This is a genomic window from Erythrobacter sp. QSSC1-22B (genome assembly GCF_001678665.1).
Lineage (GTDB): Bacteria > Pseudomonadota > Alphaproteobacteria > Sphingomonadales > Sphingomonadaceae > Qipengyuania.
In genome coordinates this window covers 56,281-75,271 of the sequence record NZ_LZRP01000008.1, presented here as the reverse complement: position 1 = coordinate 75,271, position 18,991 = coordinate 56,281, and the positions used below count along the sequence as shown (strand labels likewise).

General features: G+C 66.4%; 20 protein-coding genes. 10 read left to right on the top strand and 10 right to left on the bottom strand.

The window, feature by feature from the left end:
* Position 1: 1 nt before the first annotated feature.
* On the bottom strand, positions 2-697 hold the full coding sequence (locus A9995_RS13255) for a uracil-DNA glycosylase (RefSeq protein WP_067613796.1): 696 nt from the start codon (positions 695-697) through the stop codon (positions 2-4).
* Between the two features lie 82 nt (positions 698-779).
* Between A9995_RS13255 and A9995_RS13250 the strand changes: the two genes are divergently transcribed.
* Genes A9995_RS13250 through A9995_RS13240 form a run of 3 tightly spaced genes read left to right on the top strand, consistent with a single transcriptional unit; the run spans position 780 to position 2,640 of the window.
* Positions 780-1,397 (top strand): ribonuclease D, encoded by a 618-nt coding sequence (locus tag A9995_RS13250; RefSeq protein ID WP_067613795.1) that lies wholly within the window; start codon positions 780-782, stop codon positions 1,395-1,397.
* A gap of 11 nt (positions 1,398-1,408) precedes the next feature.
* A complete protein-coding gene (locus tag A9995_RS13245) occupies positions 1,409-2,086 on the top strand; it encodes an LPS export ABC transporter periplasmic protein LptC (RefSeq protein WP_067613793.1) in 678 nt (225 codons plus the stop codon).
* On the top strand, positions 2,086-2,640 hold the full coding sequence (locus A9995_RS13240) for an LptA/OstA family protein (protein WP_067613791.1): 555 nt from the start codon (positions 2,086-2,088) through the stop codon (positions 2,638-2,640). The genes A9995_RS13245 and A9995_RS13240 overlap by 1 nt, the downstream gene beginning before the upstream one ends.
* A 12-nt stretch (positions 2,641-2,652) precedes the next feature.
* On the opposite strand, the gene A9995_RS13235 is transcribed toward A9995_RS13240, so the two are convergent.
* From A9995_RS13235 to A9995_RS13220, 4 genes are all read right to left on the bottom strand, one after another.
* Positions 2,653-3,690 (bottom strand): DNA polymerase III subunit delta, encoded by a 1,038-nt coding sequence (locus A9995_RS13235; protein ID WP_067613788.1) that lies wholly within the window; start codon positions 3,688-3,690, stop codon positions 2,653-2,655.
* 24 nt (positions 3,691-3,714) lie between these two features.
* Positions 3,715-4,227: an LPS assembly lipoprotein LptE gene (gene lptE, locus A9995_RS13230; protein ID WP_067613786.1), complete on the bottom strand. Its 513-nt coding sequence runs from the start codon at positions 4,225-4,227 to the stop codon at positions 3,715-3,717.
* Positions 4,227-6,755, bottom strand: coding sequence for a leucine--tRNA ligase (leuS, locus tag A9995_RS13225; RefSeq protein ID WP_067613784.1), 2,529 nt, complete (start codon positions 6,753-6,755; stop codon positions 4,227-4,229). The genes lptE and leuS overlap by 1 nt, the downstream gene beginning before the upstream one ends.
* Positions 6,756-6,832: 77 nt before the next feature.
* Positions 6,833-7,285 (bottom strand): DUF3576 domain-containing protein, encoded by a 453-nt coding sequence (locus A9995_RS13220; RefSeq protein WP_067613782.1) that lies wholly within the window; start codon positions 7,283-7,285, stop codon positions 6,833-6,835.
* A gap of 368 nt (positions 7,286-7,653) precedes the next feature.
* Between A9995_RS13220 and A9995_RS13215 the strand changes: the two genes are divergently transcribed.
* From A9995_RS13215 to A9995_RS16125, 4 genes are all read left to right on the top strand, one after another.
* Positions 7,654-8,415, top strand: a complete 762-nt coding sequence (locus tag A9995_RS13215; protein ID WP_067613780.1) for a hypothetical protein — start codon at positions 7,654-7,656, stop codon at positions 8,413-8,415.
* A 126-nt stretch (positions 8,416-8,541) separates the two neighbouring features.
* Entirely contained in the window at positions 8,542-9,264 is a 723-nt protein-coding gene (phbB, locus tag A9995_RS13210) for an acetoacetyl-CoA reductase (protein WP_067613778.1), read from the top strand.
* A 38-nt stretch (positions 9,265-9,302) separates the two neighbouring features.
* On the top strand, positions 9,303-10,088 hold the full coding sequence (locus A9995_RS13205; RefSeq protein ID WP_067613776.1) for an alpha/beta hydrolase: 786 nt from the start codon (positions 9,303-9,305) through the stop codon (positions 10,086-10,088).
* A gap of 479 nt (positions 10,089-10,567) precedes the next feature.
* Positions 10,568-10,978 carry a BLUF domain-containing protein gene (locus A9995_RS16125; RefSeq protein WP_082992722.1) on the top strand — a complete coding sequence of 137 codons (411 nt, stop codon included), beginning with the start codon at positions 10,568-10,570 and terminating at the stop codon, positions 10,976-10,978.
* A 108-nt stretch (positions 10,979-11,086) separates the two neighbouring features.
* Here the strand turns inward: A9995_RS16125 and A9995_RS13200 are convergent, their stop codons facing one another.
* On the bottom strand, positions 11,087-11,407 hold the full coding sequence (locus A9995_RS13200; protein ID WP_067613774.1) for an SMR family transporter: 321 nt from the start codon (positions 11,405-11,407) through the stop codon (positions 11,087-11,089).
* 155 nt (positions 11,408-11,562) lie between these two features.
* Here A9995_RS13200 and fumC point away from each other — a divergent pair, with 155 nt between their 5' ends.
* Positions 11,563-12,960: a class II fumarate hydratase gene (fumC, locus tag A9995_RS13195; RefSeq protein WP_067613772.1), complete on the top strand. Its 1,398-nt coding sequence runs from the start codon at positions 11,563-11,565 to the stop codon at positions 12,958-12,960.
* A gap of 13 nt (positions 12,961-12,973) precedes the next feature.
* Positions 12,974-13,270 carry a ribbon-helix-helix domain-containing protein gene (locus tag A9995_RS13190; protein ID WP_067613770.1) on the top strand — a complete coding sequence of 99 codons (297 nt, stop codon included), beginning with the start codon at positions 12,974-12,976 and terminating at the stop codon, positions 13,268-13,270.
* On the opposite strand, the gene A9995_RS13185 is transcribed toward A9995_RS13190, so the two are convergent.
* Positions 13,264-13,491, bottom strand: a complete 228-nt coding sequence (locus A9995_RS13185) for a hypothetical protein (RefSeq protein WP_067613768.1) — start codon at positions 13,489-13,491, stop codon at positions 13,264-13,266. The two genes, A9995_RS13190 and A9995_RS13185, sit on opposite strands and share 7 nt — an antisense overlap.
* A 69-nt stretch (positions 13,492-13,560) precedes the next feature.
* Complete coding sequence (gene murA, locus A9995_RS13180; protein ID WP_067613766.1) at positions 13,561-14,844, bottom strand: UDP-N-acetylglucosamine 1-carboxyvinyltransferase; 1,284 nt, start codon at positions 14,842-14,844, stop codon at positions 13,561-13,563.
* A gap of 125 nt (positions 14,845-14,969) precedes the next feature.
* Between murA and A9995_RS13175 the strand changes: the two genes are divergently transcribed.
* The gene (locus A9995_RS13175) at positions 14,970-15,881 is read left to right on the top strand and encodes a UTP--glucose-1-phosphate uridylyltransferase (protein WP_067613764.1); all 912 of its coding nucleotides are present in this window, start codon (positions 14,970-14,972) and stop codon (positions 15,879-15,881) included.
* 174 nt (positions 15,882-16,055) lie between these two features.
* Here A9995_RS13175 and A9995_RS13170 read toward each other — a convergent pair whose 3' ends face one another.
* Together A9995_RS13170 and A9995_RS13165 are read right to left on the bottom strand one after the other, a co-directional pair.
* The gene (locus A9995_RS13170) at positions 16,056-17,363 is read right to left on the bottom strand and encodes a cytochrome P450 (protein ID WP_067613762.1); all 1,308 of its coding nucleotides are present in this window, start codon (positions 17,361-17,363) and stop codon (positions 16,056-16,058) included.
* Positions 17,360-18,898 carry an acyl-CoA synthetase gene (locus tag A9995_RS13165; protein WP_067613760.1) on the bottom strand — a complete coding sequence of 513 codons (1,539 nt, stop codon included), beginning with the start codon at positions 18,896-18,898 and terminating at the stop codon, positions 17,360-17,362. Before A9995_RS13165 ends, A9995_RS13170 begins: the two co-directional genes overlap by 4 nt.
* Between the last annotated feature and the right edge of the window lie 93 nt (positions 18,899-18,991).

The window sequence follows — 18,991 nt, the reverse complement described above, 5'->3', positions numbered from 1 at the left end:
TTCAGCCTTCGGCTGGCAGGCTCCAGTCGATCGCTTTGCGCCCCGCTGCCTCGAAAAAATCATTGGCCTTGCTGAAAGGCTTCGACCCGAAGAACCCGCGATGCGCCGACAGCGGGCTGGGGTGCGGGCTGCGCAGCACCAGATGGCGGCCATCCGCGAGCCCCGGCAGCCGCGCGGCCTTCTTCTGCGCATGCGCACCCCACAACACGAATACGGTCGGCCGATCGCTTCCCGCCACCGCCGCGACCACCCCGTCGGTCACCGCATCCCAGCCGCGACCGGCATGGCTGCCCGCCTGCCCACTCTCGACCGTAAGCGTGGTGTTGAGCAGCAGCACACCGCGCTTCGCCCAGGGCGTCAGATCGCCATGCGCCGGGATTTCCAGCCCCAGATCGGCGTGCAATTCCTTGTAGATGTTCGCCAGGCTCGGCGGCACCCGCACGCCCCGCGGCACCGAGAAGCTCAGCCCCATCGCCTGGCCGGGCCCGTGATACGGGTCCTGCCCGAGGATCACGACCTTGACCGCCTCGCGCTCGGTCAGTTCGAGCGCGCGCAAGCGGCTGCCGCGTGGCGGATAGACCGCCCTGCCCGCCGCTTCCTCGGCGCGCAGCCAGCCACCCAGCCGCCGCGCCTCCTCGCTCGCCAGCAACGGTTCGAGCACATCGCGCCAACTTTCGGGGAGCTTGCCGTCGTTCATGCGCGCCACGCTAGGCGGTCGGAACGCCGCTCGCCAGCAGGCCTTTCCACCAATCCCCAATGCGCCTAAGGCCCTTCGCCATATGACTGTACATTTCCACGAAGAAGACCTCCCCGAAGGCGTGCTCGGCGACGGCGCGATCGCCATCGACACCGAAACCATGGGCCTGATCACGCCGCGCGACCGGCTGTGCCTGGTCCAGATCAGCGATGGCGGCAAGGACGAGCATCTGGTCCGCTTCGGGCCCGAGAGCACCTACGACGCGCCCAATCTCAAGGCGATTCTCGCCGATCCCAACCGCGTGAAACTCTATCATTTCGCGCGTTTCGATCTCGCCGCGATCGAATATTACCTCGAGGTGATGGCCGCGCCGGTGTTCTGCACCAAGATCGCCAGCAAGCTGGTGCGGACCTACACGGATCGCCACGGCCTGAAGAACCTGGTCGAGGAACTGCTCGGCGAGAACCTCTCCAAGCACCAGCAGAGCTCCGACTGGGGCGGCCCGGTGCTGAGCGAGGCGCAGCGCGACTACGCCGCTTCGGACGTGCGCTATCTCCATCGCCTGCGCGAGGAACTGGAGAAGCGGCTCGAGCGCGAAGGGCGCGCCGAGATGGCGCAGGCCTGTTTCGACTTCCTGCCCACCCGCGCGCGGCTCGATATCGCCGGCTGGCCCGAGCACGACATCTTCAGCCACGCCTGAGGTCGCAGCGCATGGTCTCCACCCCACGGCCCGAAGAGCGCAGAGAAACCAGGCGGGCCGCCGCGCTGCGCAGCAAGCGCCAGCATTTCGCGGCGCCGGGCGGATCGCACGACCGGCTGGTCGGCTTCCTCGCCCGCGCGCTGCCGCTGGGCGTCGGCGTGGTCGCGGCGCTGATGGTGATCACCCCGCTCAGCCCGCGGGGCGAGGTCAGCTTCCTGCTCGACCGCAACAAGGTCGCGGTGATCGACGAGCGGTTGCGCGTCGACAACGCGATGTATCGCGGACAGGATGAGCGCAGCCGCCCCTTCTCGCTGACCGCGGGCGAAGCCGTCCAGCGCTCGAGCATCGAGGGCATCGTCCGGATGGAGGATATGGCGGCGCGGCTGCTGCTGCCCGAGGGGCCGGCGATCATCGATGCGAGCGGGGGCGCCTACGACATCGATGCCGAGACCATGATCGTGCCCGGTGCGATGCGGATGACTGCGGCCGATGGCTATCGCATGCTGCTACGCGATGTGCAGATCAATCTCGACACCCAGCGCGTCGTCGGAAGCGATGGCGTCTCGGGCGCGATCCCGGCGGGGACCTTTTCCGCCAACCGTCTGGAAGTCGACCTCGGGGCGCGGACCGTCGCGCTGGTCGGCAATGCCCGCCTGCGCATGGTGCCGGGCCTGTTGAGGATGCCGTGATGACGAACCTGCTTGCCACCTCGCGCCGCTGGCTGATCGGCGGTTTTGCCGCCACGCTGGCGTTGATGGCGGGAATCCAGCTCAACGCCCAGGCGATCGCCGGGCACAATTCCAACGCTCCGGTGAATTACGCCGCCGACCGGATCGAGCTGCAGGACCGGCAGAACCGCGTCGTGCTGTCGGGCAATGTGGTGATCGACCAGGCCGGGCTGCAGCTGACCGCAGCGCGCACGCTGGTCAATTACACCGATGCCGGGAGCCTCAGGATTCAGCGGATCATGGCGACCGGCGGGGTCAATGTGCGGCGCGGCAACGAGACCGCCTCGGGCAACAATGCAGTCTATGATTTCAACCGCCGGATCATCACGCTGTCGGGGAATGTCCGGCTGCGGCGCGGCAGCGACACGCTCAACGGCGGACGGCTGGTGATCGATCTGGTCAGCGGCGTATCGAGCGTCGATGGCAGCGCCAGCGGCTCCTCGGGTGTCGCGGGCGAAACCACCACCGGAGATGGCGGACGGGTCAGCGGGAGCTTCTCGGTCCCCGAAAACTAGCGGCGCGCCAATTCAGCGACGCGGCCGCCGCGCCATCCCGGTCAGCGCCTGCGCCAGCAGCAGATGCGCCGCCTGGCTGTTGGCGAGCAATTCGCGGTGCAGTTCCACCAGCCGGGTGGTCAGCCGGTCGAGCCGCGGCCCACGCCAATAGGCATGCTGGTTCCGGATCTCGCGTTCCTCGCGAAAGAAGATCCCCAGCTGCGCCTTCTCGCCCTTGCCGAGATCCTCGAACGACCCGCGCGGGCCGATCCGCGCCGCGATCCGCGCCAGTTGCGCCGCGCGGCGCTCGAAGGCGAGCAGCAGCCCGACCGGGTTCAACCCCATCTCGCGCATCCGCACCATCTCGGCGGCAAGCTTGGGCTGGTCGCCCGACAGCACCGCATTGACCAGCGACATGAAGCCATCCTCGTCGCTCACCGCACCGATCGCATCGAGCGCGGCGGCATCGACCTGCTTGGGCGATTGCGGGGTGGCGTCGAGATAAAGCGCCAGCTTGTCGATCTCCGACTGCGCCAGCCGGACATCGAGATTGGCGGCGCGCGCGATCCGCTCGGCCAGCCCCCCGCTGAACTGCACCCCGGCGCCGTCGCCCATCGCCCGCACCGCATGGGTCACCGAGCCGAGATCGGGCGGGTAGAACATCGTGACCAGCGCATCCTTGCGCTTTTCCAGCAGTTTGGCGGTGCGCGACTTGTCGGTCGCCGCGGTGGCGACCACCAGCACCGGGCACGCCTTCCCTGCGCCCATGTCGCTGGTCTCCACCAGCGTGCGCAGCGCGTCATGCGCCTCGTCGCCATTGGCGCGCACCAGGATATGGCGGCTGTCACCGAACAGCGAGGTGGAACGCGCCTCGTCGCCGAGCCTTGCAGGGTCCGAGCGCAGCTCGCCGCCCGCCAGCTCGACCCGCTCGCCGGGGTCGGGAAGCAGGCTCACCAGATCGCGCGCCGCCGCCGAGGCACCGGCCTCGTCGGGACCGCAGAAGAAGAAGATCGAGACCGTGCCGAGCGCACCGCGCGCCTTGGCCGCGAAATCGCGCTGCGTCGCTTTCATCGGGGCGCCTTCACTTGGGCGCCCTCACTGCGACGCCTGATCCCGATTGCGCAGGGTGATCGCGATCCGCGTCACCATCCGGTCGGCGACCTCGCGCGCCAAGTTCTCCAGCGCCGTCTGCTCGGCGGCGATGGTGGCGTATTCGCTCGAGACGACGTCGATCCCGGCGTCCGAACCGGCGGTGGCATCGAGCAGGATCGAGCCGGTTTCGCTGTCGATCAGCTGGTAGCGCGCGCGCAGCGTCCGCCGTTCGCGCCCGATCGTGTCGTCGCCCAGCACGCCCAGCCCCTCGAGCCGGTCGTCGAGCCGGACATCGAGCCGGTAGCGCGGCGCCGCCTCGCCTGCGGCACCCAGCCGGTCGACCAGCGCGTTGCGCATCAGCCAGCCGGCGCGCCCCGAGATCGCCGGGACCTCGACCGCAGCGAGCCCCTGCGCCACCACGCCGCTGCCGCCGCCGGCATACATCGGCTGCAGCCCGCAGCCGGGCAGCGCCAGCGCGATAGCGAGCAGGGGGAGAAGGGTGGCGATCCGGCGCATCAGGTGACGATATTGACCAAACGGTCGGGCACGACAATCACTTTGCGGATCGCCGCGCCATCGATCGAGCGCTGGACCTTCTCGCTGGCCAGCGCGAGCGCTTCGAGATCCGCCTTCGACGCGCCCTTGGGGGCGCTCAGCGTATCGCGCAATTTGCCCATATGCTGGATCGCGATGGTGACCTCGTCCTCGACCAGCAGCGCGGGGTCGACCTCGGGCCAGGGTGCATCGGCCACCAGCCCGGGCTGCGCGAGCTTTTGCCAGGCCTCTTCCGCCAGATGCGGCATCATCGGCGCGACCAGCTGGACCAGCGTGAGAATTGCGCGCGAGCGGCTGGCCGCAGGCGCCGCCTTCTCGACCGCTGCGGTCAGTTCGTAGATCCGCGCCACCGCCTTGTTGAAGCCGAGCGCCTCGATATCGGTGGCGACCGCGGCGATAGTCTGGTGGGTCTTGCGCTCGAGCGGTTTGTCCTCGGTTCCTTCTGCTCCGGCATCATACTGCCCAAACAGGCGCCACAGCCGATGGACGAAGCGCGCGCAGCCCTCCATCCCGGCGTCCGACCATGGCAGGTCGCGTTCGGGCGGGCTGTCCGACAGCATGAACCAGCGCACCGCATCGGCGCCGTGGCGCTCGACGATGGTGTCGGGGTCGACGACGTTCTTCTTCGACTTCGACATCTTGACCACCCGGCCGATCTCGACCGGAAAGCCGTCTGCCTTGAGCACCGCGCGGTCGGAGCTGCGCTCGACCTCCTCGGGGCTGAAGAAGCTCTGCCGCCCGTCGTCGGCACCGCGGCGCGCGTAGGTCTCGTGCGTCACCATGCCTTGCGTGAACAGCGAGGCGAAGGGTTCGGCGACCTCGAGCCGCCCCATGCGCCTGAGCGCACGGGTCCAGAAGCGCGCGTAGAGCAGGTGCAGGATCGCATGCTCGACACCGCCGATATATTGCTCGACCGGCAGCCATTTGGCGACCTCTTCCGGGTCGAAGGGCCGATCGGCGGGCTGGCTGGCGAAACGCAGGAAGTACCAGCTCGAATTGACGAAAGTGTCGAGCGTGTCGGTCTCGCGCGTGGCCTCGGCGCCGCATTGCGGACACTCGACGCGCTTCCACACCTCGTGGCGCTGGAGCGGATTGCCCGGGGTTTGGAAATCGACATCCTCGGGCAGCGTGATCGGCAGGCTCTCCTTGGGGGCCGGAACCACCCCGCAGGTCGCGCAATGGATGAACGGGATCGGCGTGCCCCAATAGCGCTGGCGGCTGACGCCCCAGTCGCGCAGCCGCCAGACGGTCTTGCCCTCGCCCCAGCTTTCGCTTTCGGCGCGGCGGATGACCTCGGCCTTGGCCTCGTCCACGCCCATCCCGTCGAGGAAGCGCGAATTGACCAGCACGCCCTCGCCCGATTCGGCACCCACACCAAACGGATCGCTTGCCTGAGCCACGCTGTCGGCGACGACACGCGGGATCGCCAAGCCGTATTTGGTCGCGAATTCGAAATCGCGCTGGTCGTGCCCCGGCACCGCCATGATCGCCCCGGTGCCGTAATCCATCAGCACGAAATTGGCGATATAGACCGGCAGCGCCTCGCCGGTGAAGGGATGGCGCGCGGTCACTCCGGTGTCGAAACCAAGCTTCTCGGCGGTTTCCAGCTCGGCGGCGGTGGTCCCACCGCGCTTGCACAGCGCGATGAACTCTTCCGCGCTCGGATTGCCCTGCGCCGCAGCGCGCGCCACCGGGTGATCCGCCGCCACCGCGACGAAGCTTGCCCCGAAAATGGTATCGGGCCGCGTGGTGTAGACTGCCAGCGGCTCGCCGGTCGAGAGCGTGAAGGAGAACTGCAACCCCTGCGAGCGGCCGATCCAGTTCTCCTGCATCAGCCGGACCTTGTCGGGCCAGCGCTCGAGCGCGCCCAGCCCCTCGAGCAGTTCCTCGGCGAAATCGGTGATCTTGAGGAACCATTGCGACAGCTTGCGCTTCTCGACCTCGGCGCCCGAGCGCCAGCCCTTGCCATCGATCACCTGCTCATTGGCAAGCACGGTCTGGTCGACCGGGTCCCAATTGACCTCGCTCTCCTTGCGATAGACCAGCCCCGCCTCATACAGATCGAGGAACAGTGCCTGTTCGTGGCCATAATATTCGGGTTCGCAGGTCGCCAGCTCGCGGCTCCAGTCGAGCGCGAAACCGAGGCGCTGCAACTGCGCCTTCATGTGCTCGATATTGGCGCGGGTCCACTGGCCGGGGTGGACGCCCTTTTCCATCGCGGCGTTCTCGGCGGGCATCCCGAAGGCGTCCCAGCCCATCGGATGCAGCACCTCGTGCCCGCGCATCCGTTTGTAGCGCGCAAGCACGTCGCCCATGGTGTAATTTCGGACATGGCCAATGTGGATGCGCCCCGAGGGATAGGGGAACATCTCCAGGACGTAGCTCTTGGGTTTGCTCGAGCCGCTGTCGGCTCGGAAGGTCTGCGCCTCGTCCCATGCCCGCTGCCAGCGTCCGTCGGCCTGCGACGGATCGAAACTGCTCTCGGCCATGGGCGCCCCTGTCGTTCTGTCTTGCTGCGGCTGTTTGCGCCGGTTGGTGTCTCGGCCTTAGTGTCGCGCGTTCGCGATCAGCTGGCGATCGCCTGGCGGCGCAATTCGCGTGCCTTGGTGAGGATGATGTCTTCCAGCTTCTGCACCGTGGCGGCCTGAACCGGCGCCTCGATCCAGCCACCGCCCTGCGCGACCTGGCGGCTGGCGGCGACGCGCAGCGCATCGGCGCGCAGATCGGTGTCGAGCACCGAAACCGTGAGCTTGACCCGCTCGCCCGGATTGGCCGGATTGGAGTACCAGTCGGTGACGATCACCCCGCCGGCGCTATCGGCCTGAAGCAGCGGCGCGAAGCTCACCGCGTCGAGCGAAGCGCGCCAGAGGTAGGAATTGACGCCGATGGTGTTGACCTGCGCCGCGGCGAGATCGGCCCGTGGACGCTCGTTCCCGGCGCAACCCGCCAGCGTGGCCACCGCGGCGAAGGCGGTGGCGATGCGGAGAGCGGAGCGGCGGTTTGCGGGATAAAGGGTCATGCTGGTCCTTGGTCTGTCTTATGGCGTCCTATAGACGCCCAGGCGCGACGGGCAAGGGATCGTGCACCTTCCCCGGCGCTCGAATTAGGAGCCCGGGCGCTGAATAGCCGCTGAATTCCGCTTTGCCGGCAAGTGCCTGCGTTGCGTTCCCGGGACCGCCCGGTGTGGAGAGCCGGCAACAGTCGGCAGATTTGTTGCCTCCGGGCTGTGGAAAAGCTGGCTCTCCTTTTGTCATCTTCCTAACAATCGCATCGAGAAAGACTCGCAAGATGGCAACTTCAGGAACCGTTAACGGCCTGAGTGGTCTAATGCGGGTCGAGATACAGACGAAATTTTCGTCACAACAGGTTTCACGGGGCACGAAGATCATGAAACGCAGCACAGGTAATGGCGGAAAGGTGCGGCTTACGGCCGCCTTGCTCGTCGGCGCCGGTCTTGCGCTCACGCTTCCCTCCACCGGCGCTGCAGTCGTGGGTGCTCCCACCACCGCGAGCGAATCGGGCGCCGATCTCGAATTCATGCCCTTCACCCCCGCTGGGATGGATGCCTCGCTGATGAGCGAACTGGCCTCTTCGGTCGGGCTCGATGCCTTGCGCTTCACCCCCGCGGCGCGGCCCGGGCGCAAGGATCGCACGCTGACCGTCGCGGTCCGCGTCGATCAGGCAACCGCGCGGGCGATTTCGGTTCGCAACACCATCGACGGCGCCACCGAGGCGGGCCGCGGTTCGCCGCTGCTGGCGCTGGCGCCAACGCGCTACGATCTCGGCATCGCGCGCGGCTATCAGGGCTTCACCCAGCCCGCGCCCAAACCGATTGCCGGCCTGTCGGGCGTGCGCGATATCGCCATGCCCGATCTCGCGGAATTCCGCCCCTCGCAGCCGCAGGGCAAGCCCAGCCGGTTCCAGCCGCGGATCGCATCCGAACGGGACGATCTGCCGGTCAGCGCCTCGCGCCCGCTCGAATCGCTGGATGAACAGAGCGTCGATGTCGGCGGCTCCTACCGCGTGACGCGCAATCTCGATGTCACCGCCGGCGTGCGGCTGTCGCAGGAACGCGATCGCCTCGCACCGCTCACCGACGGGATCGAGGACAATCAGGCGGTCTATGTCGGAACCCAGTTCCGCTTCTGATCCACGCCATTCGGGTTCACCCGTTGCACAATCCACTCCGAAAGCTCCGCTCCGGCGGGGTTTTTCTTGTCCCGGTTCCGCTTTCACCTAGAACTTGACGCTGGGGAATGGAGAGAGAGGATAATCATGGCAAGAGTGGCAGTTGTAACCGGGGGAACCCGGGGGATCGGACGCGCGGTGTGCGAAATGTTGCAGGCCGACGGCTTTCGCGTGGTCGCCAATTACGCGGGCAATGCCGAAGCGGCGCGCGCCTTCAGCGACCAAACCGGGATTCCCGTCTATCGCTTCGATGTCGGCGATCACGAGGCCGCCACTGCTGGCTGCGCGCAGATCGCCGAGGAGATCGGCGCGATCGAGGTGGTGGTCAACAACGCCGGGATCACGCGTGACGGCACTCTGCTCAAAATGAGCTACGACGACTGGAACGACGTGATGCGCGTCAATCTGGGCGGCTGTTTCACCATGGCCAAGGCCTGCTTCCCGGGGATGAAGGAGCGCGGCTGGGGGCGGATCGTCAACATCGGCTCGATCAACGGCCAGGCGGGGCAGTACGGCCAGGTCAATTACGCCGCCGCCAAGAGCGGGATCCACGGCTTCACCAAGGCGCTGGCGCAGGAAGGCGCGCGCTACAACATCACCGTCAACGCGATCGCACCGGGCTATATCGACACCGACATGGTCGCCGCGGTGCCCGAACCGGTGCTGGAGAAGATCGTCGCCAAGATCCCGGTCGGCCGGCTGGGCCAGGCGAGCGAGATCGCCCGCGGGGTGAGCTTCCTGTGCAGCGAGGACGCCGGCTTCGTCACCGGCTCGACGATGAGCATCAACGGCGGGCAGCATATGTATTGAGGGTGGCGAATGTCGCGCCGTTCTGAAGGATCGATTGGATGAGGCTCGCGATTGCCCTGCTCGTGCTGCTGGCGGCTCCGGCGCAGGCCGATGTCATCCGCGACCGGATCTATTCGCCCGTTTCGCTCGCGGACACCGAGGTCGAATTCGAAGGCGAGCCGCCCTTGCCGCTGCAGGCCGTCACCGCCGACGGGCTTGTGCTCGCAGGGTATTATTGGGCACCCGAAACGGGCAATGACCGGCTGGTCGTTGTCTTTCACGGCCGCGACTACAACCAGCTGGTCATGGCTCGCCGGGCGGAAGCCTTGCGGCAAGGCGGCCACGGCGTGCTGATCGCCTCCTACCGTGGATATGGCGACAATCCCGGCCAGCCGTCCGAAGAAGGGCTCTTCAGCGATGGCGAAGCCTGGCTCGCAAAGGCCCGCGAACTCAATCTCGCAGGACGGACCTATCTGTTCGGCTTCTCGCTGGGCGCCGCGGTCGCGCTCGAACTCGCGGCGCGGCATGAGGTGACGGGCGTCGCAACGCTCGGCGCCTTCACGCGGCTTGCCGATCAGGTTCCGGCCGTGCTGCGCCCACTCCTGCCCGACCGCTATGACAACCTCGCGGCCATCGCCAGCGTCACCGAGCCGGTGGTGGTGCTGCACGGCTCGAAGGACGAGGTCGTGGATCCGGAGGCGGCGATCAGGCTGGAAGCAGCGGGCGGCGCCAATGTGACCCGGATCAACCTCGTCGGCGGGGCGCATTTCGCCGCGCTGGAGAGCATCGCTGCGAAGCTTTGGAGCCTGTGGGCGACACTCGAGGGCGCAGCGATCAAGCCATGATTTGGCCTGCTTCAGGGAGAAAACGGTACCCTCGTCTTTGCGAGCCACCGCAGGCGGCGTGGCCATCCATGGCAGACGCTTTGCGCCCGACCCGGCGGCTGCGACTGTCCGCAGTCACACAATGGATTGCCGCGTCGCTTCCGCTCCTCGCAATGACGAGGTGTTCGCCATACAGAGGCCGACCGCTTGTCGCGATTCATTGCCAAAAACGGACAGTCAGCAAACGACCCATTAGCGGCCGTGGAACCGAGCGTTCCAATTTTTCAGAAACCTCGCGTTCCTTCACTTAGGCTTTTGGCGTCAAGCCTGCCTGCCCGTCCGTAATGTCGTCGATTACCCTTGAAAGATGGCCTGACTGGCGATGATCCAAATATTTTATTTTGACCGCTGTATAGCAGTAGTTCTAGACTGATTGCTCACCAAAGGGGCCGCAATCGGAATGTTATCGATACGAAGACTTTTTGCCATTGAAGGGCGCTATGATAAAATCAATCTTATATGTGAGCGCCCACCAGCTAGAACATGAATTATTAGAAGAAGAACTGGCCGATATAGTTAATGCTTCCAAACGCAAAAACGGGGCGGCAAATGTTTCCGGCGCTCTGATTGCGACGGATCGTTATTTCAGTCAGATTCTTCAAGGCCCAATCGCTGGAGTTGATAGCATTATCGCTGCCATCGCCAAAGATACAAGGCATGAGGATATAAAAATCTTAGAAGACCGTGCAATAGAGCAAAGGAACTGCCGAGACTGGAGGTTGGCCTATTTTGGCAATGCCGGATATATTAATCGACAGATCTCCCCCCTCATCGACGTGTCGCCATCTGAGTCTTGGAATCGTGATAAGCAGCGTGTGATTAATATGATGCGTGAATTTTGCCGTCCATGATCCCTTTTCCCGGTTTGTCAGCCAAAAGCGGTCGGCAGCTATCCACCCCAAAAATGGACGATGCCTTCTAATCGGCTTCCTCTCGAAAGCGGACGGTTGCTTGGCACGTCACGCCGGGCTCGACAGCTTCATCAGCACCAGCCCGCCGACGATCATCAGCGCGGCGGCTATTCGCAGCGGGTTGGCCGATTCGCCCAGGGCCATGATGCCCGGAATGAACGCGCCGACCGCGCCGATCCCGGTCCAGATCGTGTAGGCGGTGCCCAGCGGCAGCACCACCATCGACCATGACAGCAGCGCGAAGCTGTCGATCTTCGCGGCCACGGTCACTACCGAGGGCCACAGCCGGGTGAAGCCCGCCGACTGTTTCATCGAGAACACCCAGACCACTCCGAACAGTGCGGCGATGACGAGTGCAAGCCAGGCCATGCGCGGCCTCCCTGGACGAGCAGCCGGGGCCGTCACTGACCCGCCCTATACCGGAGGAGGACGTGACCTCGCGCGGACAAGATAGGTCCGACCCGTGCGCGCTGCGACGCCGCAGGCGATTGCCCCATCCTCCCTCGCCCGGCTATGGTTACCCCATGACCGATGCCCGAACCGAAACCGACGCCTTTGGCGCCATCGCCGTTCCTGCCGACAAGCTGTGGGGCGCGCAGACGCAGCGCAGCCTGCAGAACTTCCGCATCGGCGACGAGCGCATCCCGCTGCCGATGGTCCACGCGCTGGGGACGATCAAGGCTGCGGCGGCGCGGGTCAACGCCGCGCAGGGGCTGCTCGACGGCAGGCTAGCCGATGCCATCGCCAGCGCCGCCGGGGAGGTCGCGCGCGGCGAGCTCGACGAGCATTTCCCGCTGGTGGTGTGGCAGACCGGCTCGGGCACGCAGAGCAATATGAACGCCAACGAGGTGATCGCCAACCGCGCCAATCTGGCGCTGGGCGGCGTGCTGGGGGCGAAAAAGCCGGTCCATCCCAACGACCATGTCAACATGAGCCAGTCGTCCAACGACACCGTGCCCAGCGCGATCCACATCGCCGCGGCCAGCGAGGTCACGGGGGCGCTGCTGCCCGCGCTGGTGAGCTTGCGCGATAGGCTCGAGGCGAAGGCGGAAAGCTGGTCAGGCATCGTCAAGATCGGCCGCACGCACACGCAGGACGCCACCCCGCTGACGCTGGGCGACGAGTTTTCGGGCTATGCGCGGCAGGTCGCGGTGGGGATCGAGCGGATCGAGGCGACACTGCCCGGGCTTTACGAGCTGGCGCAGGGCGGCACCGCCGTCGGCACCGGGCTCAACGCACCCGAGGGGTTCGGCAAGGCCATCGCCGCCGCAATCGCTCAGGCGACCGGGCTGCCCTTCGCGACCGCGCCCAACAAGTTCGAGGCGCTGGCGGCGCAGGACGGGCTGTTGTTCGCGCACGGCGCGCTCAACACGCTGGCGGCGGGCCTCTACAAGATCGCCAACGACATTCGCCTGCTCGGCTCGGGTCCGCGCTCGGGGCTGGGCGAACTGGCGCTGCCCGAGAACGAGCCGGGTTCCTCGATCATGCCCGGCAAGGTCAACCCGACCCAATGCGAGGCGCTGACGCAAGTATGCGCGCAGGTGTTCGGCAACCACACCACGCTGACCTTCGCCGACAGCCAGGGCCAGTTCGAGCTCAACACCTACCGCCCGGTGATGGGTTATGCCTTTCTGCAATCGGTTCGGCTGCTGGCCGATGGCGCGCGCAGCTTCACCGCCAATCTGCTCGACGGGCTCGAACCGCGCGAGGACAATATCGCGCGCGGGGTCGCCAATTCGCTAATGCTGGTGACCGCGCTGGCGCCGACGATCGGCTACGACAACGCCTCCGCCATCGCCAAGACCGCGCACCAGCAGGGCCTCACCCTGCGCGAGGCGGCGATTGCCAGCGGCGATGTCTCGGCCGAGGATTACGACCGGATCGTGCGGCCCGAAGCCATGCTCGGCCCGGACCGCGACTGAGAGTCCGCAGCCGATGGCCGCCCCCTATCACCCACCGGTCAAACACTCGCTCAGCATCCTCGGGCATCGCACCTCGATCAGCCTCGAACCGCTGTTCTGGGAGCTGCTCCACGCCGCCGCCGAAGAGGCTGGACTGCCGCTGAGTACGCTGGTCGCGCAGATCGATGCCGAGCGGATCCGCGCCGAAACCCCGCCGGGGCTGGCGAGTGCAATCCGCATCTGGCTGGTGGCGCAATTGCAGGGCGCGCATGAAAATGGCGCCGGGATCGCTCCCGACGCCCTCTCCGGTGTCGCTGTGACGGATCAGTAATTCGCGGGCGGATCGCTCGCGGGGAAGGATTCGTCGAGTTCCTCGTCGGTCTTCGACCAGCTCTTCTCGTCGGTCGTGGTCGCCTTGGGGCCCGCATTGCGGACCCGGCCATCGGGCTGGCCCTTGGCGAAGGCGACGCCGTTCTCGTCGAGGCGGTTCTTTTCGTAATATTTGTAGCCGGCGTAACCGACGGCTCCGAGTGCTGCGAGCTTGAGTAACATGGGTTTCGTCCTTTGCTGTTCTTACCACGATCAACGCGGTAAAACGGCAAAAGGTCCGCAGCCCCAGCCCTATTCGTCGCCGACCCGTTCGATTTGCGCGCCGACCAGCGACAGCTTCTCCTCGAGCCGCTCGTAACCGCGGTCGAGATGGTAGATCCGGCGCACCTGCGTCTCGCCCTCGGCGGCGAGCGCGGCGATCACCAGGCTCATAGAGGCGCGCAGGTCGGTCGCCATTACCTCGGCGCCGGTCAGCCGCTCGACCCCGCGAACGATCGCGGTCCGCCCCGAGACCTCGATATCCGCGCCCATCCGCTTGAGTTCGGGTACATGCATGTAGCGGTTCTCGAAGATCGTCTCGGTCAGCACGCTGGTGCCTTTGGCCTTGCACAGCAGGCTCATCAATTGCGCCTGCATATCGGTGGCGAGCCCCGGGAAGGGCGCGGTCGAGAGATTGGTCGGCTTGAGCGGCCCATCGGCGCAGATCCGCAGGCCACCCTTCTCCTCGGTCACCGCCACCCCGATGTTGCGCAGCGCATGGCTGGTGGCGAGCATGTCTTCCGCCTTCGCGCCATCGAGGAACACATTGCCCCCGGTGATCGCCGCCGCGCAGGCATAGGAGCCCGCTTCGATCCGGTCGGGCATCACCTTGTAGGTCGCGCCGTTGAGCCGCTTGACCCCGTGGATCGTGAGGTCGGACGAGCCGATCCCCTCGATCTCGGCGCCCATCGCCACCAGCAGATTGCACAGGTCGACGATTTCGGGCTCGCGCGCGGCGTTGCCGATCCGGCTGGTGCCATTGCACAGCACTGCGGTCATCAGCGCGTTCTCGGTCGCGCCGACGGATACGATCGGGAAGTCGAAATCGCCGCCGGGCAGCCCGCCGTCGGGCGCATTGGCCTTCACATAGCCCTGCGCCACCTCGATCTCGGCTCCCAGCGCTTCCAGCGCATCGAGATGGAGGTTGATCGGGCGGTTGCCGATCGCGCAGCCGCCGGGCAGCGACACCGTCGCCTCTCCCGCGCGCGCCAGCAGCGGCCCCAGCACCAACACCGAGGCGCGCATCTTGCGCACCAGATCGTAGGGCGCGACGGTCGAGGTGATCCGCGTCGCCTCGAGCGTGACCACGCGGCCGAAATCCTCGGGCCGCTTGCCGGCGATCGAATGCGAGACCCCGAACTGCGTCATCAGATGCTGGAAACCGTCGATATCCGCCAGCCGCGGCAGATTGCGCAGCGTCACCGGCTCGTCGGTCAGCAGCGCGCAGGGCAGCAGCGTGAGCGCGGAATTCTTGGCGCCGGAGATCGGCAGCGTGCCTTCGAGGCGGTTGCCGCCGGTAATGATGAGTTTGTCCATGGCCCCCGCATAGCCATTTTGCGCCTTCACGCAAATGTCATCCGGGGCGAGCGGCGCGGGTCCGCTCCAGCCAGCTAGCCAAGCGGCTTGACGGGCTCGCGCGGCGCGCCGTAACCCTTGCCGCCATGAGCAGCTACAGCCCCATCCGCCCCCAAAGGATCACGAAGGCCGTCTTCCCCGTCGCCGGGCTGGGCACGCGCTTCCTGCCTGCGACCAAGGCGGTGCCCAAGGAATTGCTGCCGATCGTCGACCGCCCGCTGATCCAGTATGCGGTCGACGAGGCCCGCGAGGCGGGGATCGAGCAGATGATCTTCGTCACCGGGCGCGGCAAGACCGCGATCATCGATCATTTCGACACCGCTTTCGAACTCGAGACGACCATGCGCGAGCGGGACAAGGACATGTCCGTTCTCGATTGCTCCAGCGCCACGCCCGGCGACATCATCGCGGTGCGCCAGCAGGTCCCGCTGGGGCTCGGCCACGCGATCTGGTGCGCGCGCGCGGTGGTGGGTGACGAACCCTTCGCGGTGTTCCTCCCAGACGAGCTGATGGTGCCGCAAGCGGGCGGCGGCACCGGCTGCATGGCGCAGATGGTCGCGGCATATGAGGAGGTCGGCGGCAATCTGATCTCGGTGCTCGAGGTGCCGCACGAGCAGGTCTCGAGCTACGGCGTGATCGACCCGGGCGAGGCGCTTGCGGGTTTCGGGGGCAATCTGACCGAAGTTCGCGGACTGGTCGAAAAGCCCGCGGTCGGCGACGCGCCCTCGAACAAGATCCTCTCGGGCCGCTACATCCTCCAGCCCGAGGTGATGCGGGTGCTCGAGACGCAGGGCAAGGGCGCGGGCGGCGAGATCCAACTCACCGACGCGATGGCGCGGATGATCGGCAGCCAGCCGTTCCACGCGGTCACCTTCGCGGGCCGGCGCTTCGACTGCGGCAGCAAGCTGGGCTTCGTCGAGGCGACGCTGGCGCTGGCGCTGGAACGCGACGACATGGGCGCCGAAGTGCGCGCGATGGCGGAGCGTTTGCTGGGATAGCGGCAAGCGAAGCACCGCCCCGGATCAAATACGGGGCATCGGCGCTTTCACGGTCCAAAAATCGCAAGGCAGCCTCCCGCCGCCCCTGAACCGGCGAAAGGGGAATGGGTTGCCTCAATCAAACCCGCCTCATTCCCCCCATGCCGCAGAGGGGATGAACGAAGCGCTTGCGAATCAGCGCGCCGCGAAGCGCAGCGGGAGCGTCTTGAGCCCGCCGACGAAGGTCGATTTGGCGCGCGCCGGTTCTCCGGCGAGTTCGACGCTGTCGATCCGGTCGAGCAGCGCCTCGAACAGGATCCGCATCTCGAGCCGCGCCAGATGCAGTCCCAGGCACTGGTGCGCGCCCGCGCCGAAGGCGAGGTGGCGGTTGGGGCTGCGCGCGGCGTCGAAGCGGCGCGGGTCCTCGAACTGCGCGGGGTCATGATTGGCGGCGACGTAGTTGATCATCAGCCAGTCGCCCTTGGCGATGGCCTGCCCGCCCACCTCGGTGCCCTCGGCGGCGGTGCGCATGAAATGCTGGACCGGGCTGGTCCAGCGGATCGCTTCCTCGACGATACCGGGAAGCAGCGAGCGGTCGGCCCTGACCCGCGCGAACTGCTCGGGGTCGCGCGCCAGCGCCAGCATCGCCCCTGCGGTGCTCGCGCTGGTGGTGTCGTGCCCCGCGGCGGCGAGGATGATGTAATAGCCCATCATGTCGCGGTCGTTGAGCGGTTCGCCGTCGATGGTGGCATTGGCGATGATGCTCGCGACATCGCCGGTGGGATCGGCGCGCTTCTCGGCGGTGAGGCGGGCGAAATAGGCTTCGAAATCCTTGACCGCGCCCGCGACCAGCTGGGTGATCTGGTCGGGGGTCATCGCCGCCATGCCAGAGCCGCTGAGCTCCTCGTCCTGCCCGCCGAACATCTGCTGGGTGAGCATCAGCATCCGCGCCTCGTCCTCCTCGGGCACACCGAGGATCTGCATCACCACATGCAGCGGATAGGGCGCCGAGACGAGCTTGACGAAATCCGCCTCCGGCCCCGCCTCGACCAGCCGCTGCACCGTCGCCTGCGCGAGAGTGCGGATTTCGTCTTCGACCCCGCGCAGGTTCTTGGGCATGAACCATTCCTGCGTCAGTCTGCGGTATTTCATGTGGATCGGCGCGTCGAAGGTGACGAGGCTGGCAACCAGATGCGGGCTGCCGCCCGTGAGCGATTTGGCGAATTCGATCCCCTCGGTGAGCGAGAACACCACCGTCTGCGGATTGTTGAGGAAGGTGGCGTTGTCCTTTGAGATCCGCATCACGTCGTCGTAGCGCGAGACCAGCCAGAATGGCGGGTGGATGCCATCGGGCGATTCGACGCGGGCGACCGGCGCCTCCTCTCGGAGCGTATCGAACAGGTCGAGCAGCCCGTCCCATTGCGCATAGCTCGCCGGATCGATCACCGCGCGGCCCTGCTCGGGGGAGAGCACGGGCGCGGCGGCCGAGCCTTGGGCGCTCACGCGGGAACCTCGGCCTTCGCCGCATATTCGTCGCGCAGCTCGCGCTTGTACAATTTGCCATTGGCCTCGCGCGGCAACTCAGGCCGGAAATCGAACAGCTTGGGCAGTTTGATCCGCGCCAGCTTGGGAGCAAGGTAGGCGCGCAGTTCCTCTTCCAGAGCCGCGCCCGCTTCGGCCATGTCGACCGGTTGCACCACCGCGACCACCTTCTCGCCGAAATCGGGATCGGGCGCGCCGATCACCGCCGCATCCATCACCTTGTCGTGACTGATCAGCAGGTTCTCGACCTCCTGGGGATAGATATTGACCCCGCCCGAGATGATCATGTGGCTCATCCGGTCCGTCAGATAAAGAAAGCCCTCCTCGTCGACATGGCCGATATCGCCCAGCGTCATCCAGCCTTTGGGATGCATCGCCTCGGCGGTCTTTTCGGGATCGTTGTGGTAGGTCGGCAGGATCGCGTTCTCGAAATAGATCAGACCGTCCTGCCCCGCCGGGACTTCCTCGCCATCGGGTCCGCAGACATGCAAGGTGCCGTGGATCGCCTTGCCCACCGTGCCGGGATGGGTGAGCCAGTCCTCGGACTTGACCAGCGTCATCCCGATTCCCTCGGAGCCGGCGTAATATTCGTTCACGATCGGCCCCCACCATTCGATCATCGCCTGCTTGACCGGGACCGGGCAGGGCGCGGCGGCGTGGAGCGCGCGCTGGTGGCTCGAGAGGTCGTATTTCTCGCGCTGCGCCGGATCGAGCTTGAGCATCCGGACGAAGTGGGTGGGGACCCACTGGCTGTCGGTGACGCGGTATTTCTCGATCGTCGCCAGCGCATGCTCGGGATCGAAACGCTCCATCACCACGATCGTACCACCCAGCCGATGCGCGGTGCTGCACCAGCCCAGCGGCGCGGCGTGATAAAGCGGCGCGGGCGAGAGATAGACCATCGATCCGTCGGCGGGCATGCCGGCCCCCATGACCGCCAGTCCGACCAGCGGCGACATCTCCTGAATGTCGGCGGTCTCAGGCGGGCGGGGGCGGACCCCCTTGGGCCGACCGGTGGTCCCGCTCGAATAGAGCATATACTGCCCGGGCGCCGGATCGGAAAGCGGCTCGGCGGACTGCGCCGCGATCGCCGCCTCGAGATCCTCCTCCCCCCCGTCGCCCAGAATCAGGAACTCGCACTGCGGGCACTGTTCGCGCAATTCCTCGATCACATCGGCAAAATGGATCGATGTGATCATCAGCCGAGCGTCGCTGTCCTGCATGATGTAGGCGATTTCGGGCGCGGTCAGCCGGGTGGATACCGGCACCATCATCGCGCCCGAGCGCTGTGAGCCCCAGACCAGCTGGAGGAACAGCGCGTTGTTCTCCATCAGCATCCCGAAATGGCCGCCCTGCCCCAGCCCGCGCGCGTTCAGCAGGCGAGCGAAGCGATTGGCGGTGGCGTCCATCTCGCCATAAGTGACCGTCTCGCCGCTGCCCGCCATGATGATGGCAGGATGATCGGGGCGCGTCTGCGCGTGAACTATCGGATGCATGTCTCTCTCCCTCGGGGCCTCTTGGCGGGCCAGCCGGTTGCGGTTCGAAACCTAACGCATGTGCACTCGCGCACAAGCAAAAAGGCGGCAGGT

Excerpts from the sequence above, each read along its gene's own strand:
- lptE (WP_067613786.1), bottom strand. The coding sequence starts at position 4,227 with ATGCGCCGGATCGCCACCCTTCTCCCCCTGCTCGCTATCGCGCTGGCG.
- phbB (WP_067613778.1), top strand. The coding sequence starts at position 8,542 with ATGGCAAGAGTGGCAGTTGTAACCGGGGGAACCCGGGGGATCGGACGC.
- A9995_RS13190 (WP_067613770.1), top strand. The coding sequence starts at position 12,974 with ATGGCCGCCCCCTATCACCCACCGGTCAAACACTCGCTCAGCATCCTC.
- A9995_RS13200 (WP_067613774.1), bottom strand. The coding sequence starts at position 11,407 with ATGGCCTGGCTTGCACTCGTCATCGCCGCACTGTTCGGAGTGGTCTGG.
- A9995_RS13220 (WP_067613782.1), bottom strand. The coding sequence starts at position 7,285 with ATGACCCTTTATCCCGCAAACCGCCGCTCCGCTCTCCGCATCGCCACC.
- A9995_RS13185 (WP_067613768.1), bottom strand. The coding sequence starts at position 13,491 with ATGTTACTCAAGCTCGCAGCACTCGGAGCCGTCGGTTACGCCGGCTAC.
- A9995_RS13215 (WP_067613780.1), top strand. The coding sequence starts at position 7,654 with ATGAAACGCAGCACAGGTAATGGCGGAAAGGTGCGGCTTACGGCCGCC.
- A9995_RS13255 (WP_067613796.1), bottom strand. The coding sequence starts at position 697 with ATGAACGACGGCAAGCTCCCCGAAAGTTGGCGCGATGTGCTCGAACCG.
- A9995_RS13240 (WP_067613791.1), top strand. The coding sequence starts at position 2,086 with ATGACGAACCTGCTTGCCACCTCGCGCCGCTGGCTGATCGGCGGTTTT.
- A9995_RS13235 (WP_067613788.1), bottom strand. The coding sequence starts at position 3,690 with ATGAAAGCGACGCAGCGCGATTTCGCGGCCAAGGCGCGCGGTGCGCTC.
- A9995_RS13245 (WP_067613793.1), top strand. The coding sequence starts at position 1,409 with ATGGTCTCCACCCCACGGCCCGAAGAGCGCAGAGAAACCAGGCGGGCC.
- A9995_RS13175 (WP_067613764.1), top strand. The coding sequence starts at position 14,970 with ATGAGCAGCTACAGCCCCATCCGCCCCCAAAGGATCACGAAGGCCGTC.
- A9995_RS13205 (WP_067613776.1), top strand. The coding sequence starts at position 9,303 with ATGAGGCTCGCGATTGCCCTGCTCGTGCTGCTGGCGGCTCCGGCGCAG.
- fumC (WP_067613772.1), top strand. The coding sequence starts at position 11,563 with ATGACCGATGCCCGAACCGAAACCGACGCCTTTGGCGCCATCGCCGTT.
- leuS (WP_067613784.1), bottom strand. The coding sequence starts at position 6,755 with ATGGCCGAGAGCAGTTTCGATCCGTCGCAGGCCGACGGACGCTGGCAG.
- A9995_RS13165 (WP_067613760.1), bottom strand. The coding sequence starts at position 18,898 with ATGCATCCGATAGTTCACGCGCAGACGCGCCCCGATCATCCTGCCATC.
- A9995_RS13250 (WP_067613795.1), top strand. The coding sequence starts at position 780 with ATGACTGTACATTTCCACGAAGAAGACCTCCCCGAAGGCGTGCTCGGC.
- A9995_RS16125 (WP_082992722.1), top strand. The coding sequence starts at position 10,568 with ATGATAAAATCAATCTTATATGTGAGCGCCCACCAGCTAGAACATGAA.
- murA (WP_067613766.1), bottom strand. The coding sequence starts at position 14,844 with ATGGACAAACTCATCATTACCGGCGGCAACCGCCTCGAAGGCACGCTG.